A 10,859-nucleotide genomic window follows, 5' to 3' on the forward strand; every position below is an offset into this window, starting at 1 on the left:
CTGCCGAGCGGGTGTGCGCCCGCTTTTATTGCACAGTTCGCCGCCGACGACATCGCACACGATGAGTCACCCGTGTTGTACGGCGACGGCACGCAGACGCGTGATTTCACTCACGTCGATGATATCGTCCGGGGGTTGGAGCTGGCTGCCACCCACGAACTCGACGGTGTCTACAATCCCGGAACCGGGGAGAGCTACGAGTTCAACACCGTCGTCGAGATGCTCAACGACGAACTCGGCACCGACATCGACCCCGAGTACGTCGAGAACCCGATTCCGGAATCCGTCTACGTCAGCGATACCTGTGCTGACGCCGAGAAGATGGCCGACGCGACCAGGTGGGAACCCAAAATCTCGTTCAGTGAAGGACTCCGTCGCGTCTGTCGCGCATACGAGGACGGACCCTAAGAGTCAGGCTCTCTGGTCTGCTCTGGTCTGGGGCCGACTCCGAGCCAGTGTAATACCAACCGGACGCCAGGCGTCCCATCACGCATCCACATAACTGCTGCGAGTGCGAAAACGAGTATATCGAGGCTGTTGCCCAGAATACGATCGGGTGTGAGCAGATATTCGAGAATACTTCGGTCGATCTCGTTTGGGTACTCGTAGAAGGACGTGACGGGCCAAGACAGAAAACTGAGTTCGTTCCAGTCGGTCGCAATTGCCACCGGCACTGCGTCGCCGAGGATGTGTGTCACGTAGCCGACGGCGAATGCGATAGCCTCTGGGAGCCGTCGAACCTGTCTCCCTGCGAGTATCAGAAGTGCAGACAGGACGAGTGCGACGAGAAACGAGTGAGCGACGCCGCGACCGGAGGGGAGCACTCCGAGCTGCCAGGCGAGTGGCTTGTCGACGAGGTCCGGAAACTGCGTCCCAACTGCGAGGAGTAGCACTGCCGCCCCCTGTGACGGGTACCGGTCAGTCTGTCTGCTGGCCAGTGTATAGCAGAGATAGCCGACACCGAGGTGACCCCACGGAAGCACAGCTATCTGTTTTTTATCGGGAGTCAAGTATCGTGCGGTCTCTGTTGCGGTGGTTCTGTTGTGCCCCGGTATCCGAGACGGCGGCCAACCATGCCCTGAGGCGCACCTCTGTCGCACCGAGTGTTGAGATTGCGATATCGTTCGGTGCGCAGTGGGGGTACCGACAGCGGGCGAAAGTGAACTACCCCACCCTGCTCGCGCTAACGCGCTCGCTGAGGGTGGGGCTTCCTGGTTCCGCGACGCGCTTTTTCACGGATGCTCGGCTGACGCCGACCATCCGCGCAGGGAGCGCAGTCTCCGCAGGCCTAAACAGCGAGCGAGGTGTCAACGTGGTGTCTCCACGGTGCGGTATGCGTACACCGACACCTAACCACCTTCGCCTAACTGCGTCCCGCAGCTGCAACACTGAATCGTCAACGTCGGGAGGTCAACGCGCAGATCGGTGAACAGCTGTTCGAGTGGGGCGACCACGGCCTGTTCGTTGTTTTCCGTCCCGGTCCCAGCGATCTGTAACCCACCGTCCGTGTTGCGTGGCTCCATCAGGGCTCACCCCCATCGATGGTACTCGGGTATACGCCCACCGGTACAGTTTCATGTTCGCCCACATCCGCACCGACGAACTCTGCGAGGGGCTTGGCCCACGCTAGCTCGGGAGCGTGGCCGACGGCCTGGGTGAACAGGCGTGCCTAGACGGGCCGTCATGCTGGAGCGTGTTCTTCGCTGGACGGTCCGCCAACGAGTTCAACGTCAAGGTGGATACGCTCGTAGGGGAGGTACGGTCGCTTCGACTGCCCATCCTCGACGATGAACAGCAGGCCGTACTCGGCGAGCAGCGAGACATCGTCGTGGACCGTCCGATAGTCACGGTCGAGTTCCTCGGCGAGCGCCGAGATACTCTCAGCTGCGCCCTCAGTCGCCATCAGGACTCGCAGGAGTTCAATCCGGCGTTCAGTGAGAATCTTCCGAAGTTCACCAACCGTGCGGAACGAGACGACTGCAGGTTGCTCTTCTCCCTCACTGATTGCTTCGACAGCGTCAAGCGTGTCTTCCCGCATCTCCTCGAACGTCTCGACGGTGAGACGAAGGACATCGGGGTGCGGGCGGTCACGCGGGTCACCGTACTTGTCGGGCCAGCCGTCGTCGGTGGATTCAGTCATGAGTTGTCTCCTCAATGGTGGTGAGATGGTCGACTTCCTGGAGGAAGCGAGTGACATGTGCAGTGATGTTCTGGAACGCTATTTCGGTGTCTTCACCAAAGCTGACGTGTCGGTGGTGCCAGCCGAGGTCTTCGTCGTCGTGTGCGTTGTCGTAGCGCAGTATCTCGCCCTCTTTCGGATGGTAGTACTGGAATCGGTAAAACCACCCACCGGGGTAATCGTCGTCTTCGATGGCAAACATCTCCACGCGGCCACCTGGAACCGCACGGTTCAGTTCGAGCGGGTAGGTTCCAGGCATCTACTATGTTCTATGACCTCATAGTACATAATAATTAGGTGGTCGAGCGTTGAGATCGTCAGCGACAAAGGTCAACAACTGTTCGAGTGGTGCAACGACAGCGTGGCCGTCGGTCTCAGCTGGCTCGCCAGCAACGCGCAGCCCGCCATCCGTCTCGACGGGCCGCTTCAACGATCACCACCGTCGATGTCGATGCGACTCGGATAGACCGAGACAAGAACATCAGCAGACTCGTCTATCGACGCGGGTGTGAACTCAGCGAAGGACCCAGCCAAGACCGGCTCGGCGTTGCGGCCAATGGCCTGCGTGAACAGGCGCGCCCAGACAGGACCGTCGTCGAGATGGTCGCTGTCCTCGGGGGTGACTTCGAACAGCGCCGTACTGCAGACGACGACGGCCAGCAGCCGTGACCGCGAAATTGCGACAAGCAAGCGTCGTGGATTGAGGATGACCCGTTCTTCGCGGCGGGCGAACTCCGGGTCCGAAACCGTCGCCGAGACGGCGATGATGTCACGTTCGCCACCCTGGTACTTCTTGACGGTATTGGCAGTGACGTCCTTTGGGAGTACACTTTCGAGTGCGCCGCGCTGGGCGTTGTGTGGCGTGACAACACCGAAACTCGGTGTGGGACGCCGCTTGTCGCTTGCCTGCCTGTCACTCATCGTCCGGTCGGAATCGGCGCTACCGGCAGGCCCCTCGCTGAGGGGCTCTGTCGCGCCACCGTCCGGCTGTGGCTGCCCCATCAATTCTCACAGACCTGATAACCAAATCGGATCCGTGTCTGCGGGGTCAAATGGAAGTGCCTCCAGACGGGAGACTGCAGCACGAACATCCCACCAGACATATCCTGTGGGGCGACGAGAATGGTAGTGTTCAGATTAGCTGATTCCATGCGAACGCGAATAAGAGATCACCTCGGAGGTCGCTGGAGAGTTATTCCACCTCAAGAACTCTGTCGAGAAGCATCGTCCGCGAGAGGAGTATTCGGCGATCCGCGAGCGGATCGCCCGAACGAAAGAGCGGCTGGAGAAGACAGCATGGCAGTTAAAGCAGCTCTCTTCACCGAAAGCAGCATCGTATCTTCGGCGTGGTCTGGACTCGATGGTGACGTTTGCTGAGGACGCGACAGACGGGTTCGAGGTGCCATGGACCTCGAACCCTGTCGAACGAGCAATGGGGGAGGTGGCCAAGCGATGCAAGCGCGACTGGATGCAGTGGAGCGAAGAAGGGTTAGATGCGCTGTTGCAGTTGTCCCTCACGAAATACGCCAATCCCGACTACTACCACGAGTTCTTCGATGAGTTCCTCCAGCGGTCAACTCACGGAAAGATACGATGTAGCGTGTCGGTCACAGCGAACGGAGGTGAAGTCTGAACGGTTTCCCGACGCGACCAACTATTTGCGTACTATATCGCGGACTCGAAAGGCCGTCCAATCGATAAGCCACGGAATCTCGCAAAGAGCGTCACAGTCGAATAAAAAGAGAGGTTGATAAGGGAGTGAGAGATAGCTATAACTGATACGAAGCAATCTCTCTTGAATCGCAATGTGGACAGGTTTGTTTTGGTCCCTCAAGTGTCGCACCACAGTCTCGGCATTCGTAAATCGTCTGGGATGTACCCCGAAAAAGGCCAGTTAGTGGGTCAAAGACACCCATCGTACGTCCAATATAGTGCCATCCAGTAACAAACTATCGATAGCTGTGAATGCTCTTGGCTATACGGATCGAAAGAGGTTGTTTACCACACGTGTGCTGTATTTGTAACAGCTATCTAAGATCGTGAGCAATATAGTGAAAGCCTGCAAATACCTGTTGATTTCCTCCCCAAAGATGAATGTGAATCGTAGCGTAAAAAGTTGCTGAGCAGGAAAAAGTTTTTTATTCTGTCAAGAGTTGATGAATTATTCCGAAACGCTACGATGGATTCTTTTCAGAACAAACACGCGGGTCAATTAATACATCCGGTCAGCGTTCCTGTCTCATAGATTGGCTGAACAAGGATTAATAGAAAGGTTCTTTTCCCACGTCGAACAGGTCGTTGATATGACGGCCGACTTTCCGGACTACATCGACGTCAAGTACACGGACGGCGAGGGTGAAGAACCGACTAATTATCCATCGCTGGAGTCGAAAATCGAAAAGGCTGTCGAGGTAACCCGGCAGGGCCTCGAAGAGTACGAGAATCCCGCCGTGATGTGGACCGGCGGCAAGGACTCCACGCTCACGCTGTATTTCATCAACGAGGTCGCCGACCAGTTCGGCTTCGAGAAACCGACTGCGGTGTTCATCGACCACTACCAGCACTTCGACGAGATAACAGATTTCGTCGAGCGCTGGGCTGACGAGTGGGATATCGAACTCGTCTACGCGCGAAACGAGGATGTCGGGGCTTATGTCGAGGAGAAGGACCTCGAACCCGGCGACGACATCCCTGTCGACGCGCTCGACGAGCACAATCAGCACCACATCCGCAACATCCTCGAATACGAGGAGGACACGTTCCCGTTCCTGCTCGACACCTACGTGGGTAACCACCTGCTGAAGACGGTCGCACTCAATGATGCCCTCGAAACCCACGACATCGACGGCGTGATTTCGGGCGTTCGCTGGGACGAACAGGAAGCACGGGCGGACGAGACGTTCTTCTCGCCGCGCCACGACCCCGATACGTACCCCCCACACGACCGGATTCATCCGATTCTCCAGTTCATGGAAGCCGACGTCTGGGACGCCTTCTGGCACTACGTCGTGCCGGAGGAAGCGGACGAGTTCCCGGACGAGGGGTACGTCCCACAGTCCGGTGACGACCTGCCCGAGGGCGTCGAGTGGGAGGACATTCCCATCTCGCCGAAGTACGTTGCGGGATTCCGTTCGCTCGGCTCCGAAGTGTCGACCGAGAAGACGACCAACGAGCCTGCGTGGCTCCAGAACCTCGAAGACACGACCGAACGCGCCGGTCGCGCCCAGGACAAGGAGGATCTCATGGAGCGTCTGCGCGACCTCGGCTACATGTAAATTTGGAGTAAATCATATATAATTCTTAATACAATTTGGTCATCATGGGCACTGTCTAGTTGGGGGGAGTGAGTAGCGAGGAGGTCGTAGCAAGAACTGTTCATGGAACTCGCAGATCCCCCCAGAGAACGCTTAGACGTGGAGAATCAAGATACTTGGGAGAACGAGCGCACGCCGACACCCGTCCGTTGTTTCGCAGTTCGACTTCATTCGATGGGGCTTCGTTGCGTGAACTCGAGGCTGTCCTCAGCTGGCTGGGTGTCGATCGCTGTCATCAAGCAATTTGGAACTGGAAGGAGACGCTTGCCGAGACACAGAGCGACCCGTCGACAGCAGCGCCGTCGCGGGTCGCCGTCGATAAGAAACAGATCGAAGTAGACGACGAGAAGAAATGGCTCTACGCCGCCATCGACATTGAGTCGAAATTGCTGTTGGAGGTGGACGTGTTCAGCCGCCGTGGGACTGACCCCGCGGCAGCGTTTTTGCATCGATCACTGAGAAACACGATGTCGCCAACACAGAGTTTCTCGTCGATGCTGGTGGGTATCTAACTGCCCTTTCTCGCCACGATCTGAGCGGTCATCTTAACTACCACGACCGGAACCATATCGAAAAATGGTTCCAGACTATCACCATGCGAATTGACCGCTTCCATTCGTTTTTGCGGGGCAGTCACTCAAGCGCAAAACGCTGGCTGAGACGCTTCAGACACTACTACAACTGTCATCAACCGAATCAAGCGTTAGATGGCTCTACTCTGTCTGAGGAGGTGCTGAAATAGACAGCTCCCAATATTCTATTATATAGGAAATTCTATAATCTTGGGAAAGTAATCAGAGATCGTTTATTCAGTATTCTTCCGTTGCTCACTGAGGGTCTCCCACACTTTAGCACAGCCACACCCGCTCGAAATATCTTCAAGATGTTCTGTGTTGGCTGATTCCTCATCTTTCGGACTTCGATCAGGGTCCGACTTACTCATTTTCGTAGTAACTACTTCATACCGTAGTTACTTAAACTTTAGGATGAATAGGTATATTACGAGGTTACGTACATGGAAGATATCGAAGGCACGATATTACGCGAAACAATCCAACTGAACGAGTACGAAGCAGATACCCTGTATGGATTGCTTCAACTGGGGCGAACGACAGCACCAAATCTGGCCGAGGCCACCGGAGTTCCAAATGCGCGTATCTACAGTATCCTAGATGATCTCGGCAACGCCGGTTATATAAAAGTCATCCCAGGGCGACCAAAGGAATACCAGCCAAAAGAGCCCTCAGCAATTCTAGAGCAGGCCAAAGAGAATCGCCGGCAAGAATATGAGATGTTTCGTACGGATATAGATGATGCGCGAGAGGAGTTTCTCAAGCATTATGAGCCGCTGTACGAACGTGCAGATGACGAGATCGGAACGACTGAAGAGTTGTTTTACGTCGTTGATATTGGAAAACCAAGCGAGCGACAGACCCGAGAGATATACCAGCAGGCAACGAGCCAGATTCAAGTCATGACCAAGAGTTTCGAGTATATTGATAACGTAGAGCCTGCGTTGCGTGATGCGCTTCAGCGGAATGTTGGCGTCCAAATTCTATTTACGCACCCGACACAGCTCTCAGCAACCAATAGAGAGATACAACAGGACATTACTGAGAAAATCGAAACCAAATTCCCGGCAATCAACTATCAGTTCAGCAACTCACCGATGCCGTGGCGCGGTACAATTGCAGATCCAGATCACGACGACGGCACAGCGATATTTCTCGTCGGAGAAAAAGACACACCACTCCATATGCGACAGGCAGCAATTACCGAAGACGAATCGTTTGTGGCGGGGATGACTCGGTTTTTCGAGCTCCTATGGAAACACGATAGTGTGAAACCCCCAGACTAGTCGGACGAGAACTGCTTTCGAATTGAATCCTCAACCGTCCTAGTCGGTTCCCAACCGAGGTCGGTGTGGGTCTTCGACGTATCAACATCGAACTGTTCGACCATCGTCTCACCAGACCGGGGATTGTCAACAAGTTCGAGATCCACTTCTAAATTGGCTTCCTCGGCAGCAAGTGCCTGGACGCGACTAGCTACCTGCGAAATACTCGGGTCCTCGTCACTCGCAATCGCGTAATGATCAACACCTGTACGGCCATTGTGCAACTGTTCGTGAAGCTGTTCGAGACCACAAACATAGGCCCGAGCGACGTCGATAACGTGGATGAAATTCCGCGATTGAGTCCCCGGTTTATAGATGGTCAGTGTCTCTTCGTTCTGTGATCGATTGACGAAGAAGTTAATAACCGTTCCCTTCGAAACGCGCTCGCCATTAATCGTGTAGTCACCATAGAGATTCGATTTAACAAAGATGTGTGCGGGGAAATTACCTGGTGCGAAGTCTTCGATCGCAGATTCGCCAAGAATTTTCGTCCGAGCGTACCGGTTGAGCGCTTCTCGGGGCTGGTCTAACGTGATAGGAAAGCGTTCTGGGTCGCCGAGAATTGCCATGCTTGCGGGGAAGATGAGACCAATATTATGTTTCTCACACAGTCGAGCAACATGGTTCGTTCCCAGTACGTTCACTTCGTAACTCAGTTCCGGATTCTCATCACAGTCGTCTACACCACTTATGGCTGCTAGATGACAGATTGCATCGGCATTGCTCAGGGCAGTCTCCAATCGTTCTCGATTACGGATATCGACGTGGTCGACTGTTACGTCCCCAATGTCCCGAATCGATCCTTTGTAGAAGTTATCGATCGCAAGGATCTCCCAGTCGGGATGTGTATCCTGTAGTTCGTATACGAGTCGTCCGCCAATGTAGCCAGCAGCACCGGTCACACCGACAGTGAAGTTCTCAGTCATGTGTTTCTCCTCTTACAATGGATAGTGTTCCCTTGTCTATACCCTGTTTGGTTTCGCCGAGTTGGCTCGCCAGGTCACGCACCCCTGCGGGTAACGTCCATGTTAGCTCAAATCCGGTATCTGCGAGCCGGTCAAAGTTTACGTGATAGGATGGGCCCGGCTGTTGATCGTCGAGATACGTAATATCTATTGTCCCGTCAAGCTCCGTCTCAACGGTGCTGGCAACCTCTTCGATACGATAGTTTTCATCCGTATCACCGATGTTGTACACCAGCTCTGACCACCGATTCGAACGCTGCGCTGCGTCGGCAAAAGCTCTGGCTGCGTCCTGAACGTGGATGAACGGCCGCCAGTTTGACCCATCGCCATAAATCGTGAGCGGACGGTCCGTCAACCCGCGGAACACGAACGTGTTCACAACCAGATTAAATCGGATGCCGGGAGCATAGCCATAGACCGTACTCATCCGGAGTGCTGTCGTCTCGATACCGTACTCATTAGTATACCGTTGAAGTAGTCGTTCAGCTGCCAACTTCGACTCTGCATACGGGTTGATTGGGTCAGGATCAACGGTTTCATCTAGTTCGCGCTGATTTGCGCGGCCGTAGTTGTTGCACGAAGAGGCAAACACGACCCGGTCAACATCGAACTTCCGTGCGGCTTTGAGGACGTTCTCAGTCCCAGTGAGGTTAACTGCACGCGTTTCTTCTTCGCGTTCATGGGTGCTTGCCGCACCCGTGATTGCAGCCAGATGGATTACAGCGTCGATATCCCGCATCGCCGACTCGACGGCACCATACTCCCGAACATCCCCTTCACGAAAGGAGAAGTCGTCGCGTGCGAGGTTGGCAACGCGCAGGTTCGCCGGGGAGCCGTTACTTAGATTATCGAGGACAGTGACCTCGTCCACGGCCGGTTCCTCCTGTAATCGGGGGACAAGCGCGCTCCCAATGTAGCCACAGCCGCCCGTAACGAGGACGCGCATCTGTTACTCCTCCAGTACGCCAGGCAGGAACCGATCTTCGTGAGCTTCGATAGTCTCCTGGTATCGGACAAGTGTCTTGAAGATATCCCGAACGCCTTCCTCGAAGGTCACGGACTGGCCGTCGATGAGGTCGGCGTATCGGTCGTTCTCGATCTCCATCTTGTGCGTCTCGTCTTCATCACGGGGGTTCTCGAAGTGTTCGACGGCGACGTCAAGGTCGAACTCGTCGCCAACGTCGGCGATGGTGTTCGCAATTTCGACGATACTGATCGCGCGCGCGACTTGGTTGTAGACAGTGAGATTGTCCGGCCTGTCGTTGGGATCGGTGAGGGCGAGTTGGGCAAGACCCTCGACAGCGTCTTCGAGACTGACGAACGGCTTTCGCTGTTCGCCCTTGCCGTAGACGGTTACGGGGTAGCCCGCAACGGCCTGTGCACAGAAGCGATGGGTAACCGTCCCGAAGTAGTAATCGAAGTCGAAGCGTGTCTTGAGGCGGTCGTCCTCGCGCGTTTCTTCGACTTCTGTGCCGTAGACGATAGCCGTGCGGACATCGCTGATGGGTATGTCGAACTGCTGGTGGGCGAGACGCATGTTGGCCGCGTCGTGGCTCTTCGTGAGATGATACCAGCTGCCGGCCATAGCCGGGAACGGAACTTCGTCACGCTCACCCTGGTTCTCCATGGTTGCACCGCCTTCGGGAATAGGGAACTCGGGCGCGCCATAGACACCAGTGGTAGTCGTTTCGATGAAGTGGGTGTCGGTCATGTCGTGCTCTTCGAGTCCCCACAGGAGGTTTCGCGTAGCCTGGAGGTTGTTGTGCTGCGTGTAGTTGGCGCGCTCGCCGTTGATCTGGGAGTACGGAGCCGACGGTTGTGCGGCCGTGTGGACAATCGTGTCAGGTTTGTGGACCGCGAGGAGTTCGTCAATGACAGCGCGATCGGTGAGGTCCCCTTCGACGAACGAGAGGTTATGCACGTCGTGGACCTCGCGGGCAGCCTGCAGGCGTTCGTCAATGTCGGCGATTGGTGTTGCACTGACCGAGCCGACATCTTCGACCCACTCTCGGCGGGCAAAGTTGTCGACCAGAAGGACTCGGTCGTCCGTTCGTCGTGCGATGCGAAGGCCTGTCGGCCAGCCGATGTAGCCGTCGCCGCCAGTTACAAGGATTACCATGTTACTCGCAACATGAGTAACACGACATATAATAGTATCGGGATCATCCGTCTTTAGCTAAGCGAAAAACAACGAGACAGCAGCGGCTTATCGAGGCGTCTTTTTGAGAGGAATGAGGAGGAAAGGCTGTGCACACCAAAACCTCCTCATCGAGAATAATGCGTCGACTCACTACGCTTTTTCCATCTGATCTGCTCGAAGAGCACGCCGAGGAACTCGGCGTGGTCGAGCGGGATGGGAAACTGCAGATGCCTGCCTTTGTATGGTCATTCGTGTTCGGCTTCGCCGCAGGCGAGAGCCGAACACTGGCTGGCTTTCGGCGTAGCTACAACAACACAGCGGACAAGACACTCTCTCCTGGCGGGTTCTATCAGCGATTGACGCC

At 55.5% G+C, this 10,859-nt stretch carries 11 protein-coding genes and 3 pseudogenes; 6 read left to right on the forward strand and 8 right to left on the reverse strand.

Features of this window, described 5'->3' with window-relative positions; all coding sequences use genetic code 11:
• On the forward strand, positions 1-408 hold the full coding sequence (locus BLR34_RS15235; RefSeq protein ID WP_218120913.1) for a GDP-mannose 4,6-dehydratase: 408 nt from the start codon (positions 1-3) through the stop codon (positions 406-408).
• Here BLR34_RS15235 and BLR34_RS15240 read toward each other — a convergent pair.
• The 5 genes from BLR34_RS15240 to BLR34_RS15255 form a co-directional block, all read right to left on the reverse strand.
• Entirely contained in the window at positions 405-983 is a 579-nt protein-coding gene (locus BLR34_RS15240; RefSeq protein WP_176765348.1) for a metal-dependent hydrolase, read from the reverse strand. The two genes, BLR34_RS15235 and BLR34_RS15240, sit on opposite strands and share 4 nt — an antisense overlap.
• Positions 984-1,349: 366 nt before the next feature.
• Positions 1,350-1,523 (reverse strand): hypothetical protein, encoded by a 174-nt coding sequence (locus BLR34_RS17145; RefSeq protein WP_176765349.1) that lies wholly within the window; start codon positions 1,521-1,523, stop codon positions 1,350-1,352.
• A gap of 158 nt (positions 1,524-1,681) precedes the next feature.
• Entirely contained in the window at positions 1,682-2,140 is a 459-nt protein-coding gene (locus BLR34_RS15245; protein WP_092704584.1) for an HVO_A0114 family putative DNA-binding protein, read from the reverse strand.
• On the reverse strand, positions 2,133-2,438 hold the full coding sequence (locus BLR34_RS15250; protein ID WP_092704586.1) for a toxin-antitoxin system TumE family protein: 306 nt from the start codon (positions 2,436-2,438) through the stop codon (positions 2,133-2,135). The genes BLR34_RS15245 and BLR34_RS15250 overlap by 8 nt, the downstream gene beginning before the upstream one ends.
• 167 nt (positions 2,439-2,605) lie before the next feature.
• Complete coding sequence (locus BLR34_RS15255) at positions 2,606-3,181, reverse strand: AAA domain-containing protein (protein ID WP_092704588.1); 576 nt, start codon at positions 3,179-3,181, stop codon at positions 2,606-2,608.
• A gap of 163 nt (positions 3,182-3,344) precedes the next feature.
• Between BLR34_RS15255 and BLR34_RS15260 the strand changes: the two are divergent.
• The 4 genes and pseudogenes from BLR34_RS15260 to BLR34_RS15275 all read left to right on the forward strand — a co-directional run.
• Positions 3,345-3,812 (forward strand): annotated as a pseudogene (locus tag BLR34_RS15260) (ISH6 family transposase); the annotation flags it as partial.
• Between the two features lie 670 nt (positions 3,813-4,482).
• Complete coding sequence (locus BLR34_RS15265) at positions 4,483-5,454, forward strand: phosphoadenosine phosphosulfate reductase family protein (RefSeq protein ID WP_092704590.1); 972 nt, start codon at positions 4,483-4,485, stop codon at positions 5,452-5,454.
• A gap of 102 nt (positions 5,455-5,556) precedes the next feature.
• A pseudogene (locus tag BLR34_RS15270) lies at positions 5,557-6,235 on the forward strand (IS6 family transposase).
• Between the two features lie 273 nt (positions 6,236-6,508).
• Positions 6,509-7,351 (forward strand): TrmB family transcriptional regulator, encoded by an 843-nt coding sequence (locus tag BLR34_RS15275; RefSeq protein WP_092704592.1) that lies wholly within the window; start codon positions 6,509-6,511, stop codon positions 7,349-7,351.
• Here BLR34_RS15275 and BLR34_RS15280 read toward each other — a convergent pair.
• From BLR34_RS15280 to BLR34_RS15290, 3 genes are read right to left on the reverse strand one after another with little or no spacing between them, the layout of a single operon-like run.
• Entirely contained in the window at positions 7,348-8,316 is a 969-nt protein-coding gene (locus tag BLR34_RS15280) for an NAD-dependent epimerase/dehydratase family protein (RefSeq protein ID WP_092704594.1), read from the reverse strand. The genes BLR34_RS15275 and BLR34_RS15280 overlap by 4 nt on opposite strands.
• On the reverse strand, positions 8,309-9,301 hold the full coding sequence (locus BLR34_RS15285; RefSeq protein WP_092704596.1) for an NAD-dependent epimerase/dehydratase family protein: 993 nt from the start codon (positions 9,299-9,301) through the stop codon (positions 8,309-8,311). Before BLR34_RS15285 ends, BLR34_RS15280 begins: the two co-directional genes overlap by 8 nt.
• A 3-nt stretch (positions 9,302-9,304) precedes the next feature.
• Complete coding sequence (locus BLR34_RS15290) at positions 9,305-10,474, reverse strand: NAD-dependent epimerase/dehydratase family protein (protein WP_092704598.1); 1,170 nt, start codon at positions 10,472-10,474, stop codon at positions 9,305-9,307.
• Positions 10,475-10,632: 158 nt separating this feature from the next.
• Between BLR34_RS15290 and BLR34_RS15295 the strand changes: the two are divergent.
• Positions 10,633-10,859 (forward strand): annotated as a pseudogene (locus BLR34_RS15295) (IS4 family transposase); the annotation flags it as partial.

Source organism: Halovenus aranensis (assembly GCF_900100385.1).
Lineage (GTDB): Archaea > Halobacteriota > Halobacteria > Halobacteriales > Haloarculaceae > Halovenus > Halovenus aranensis.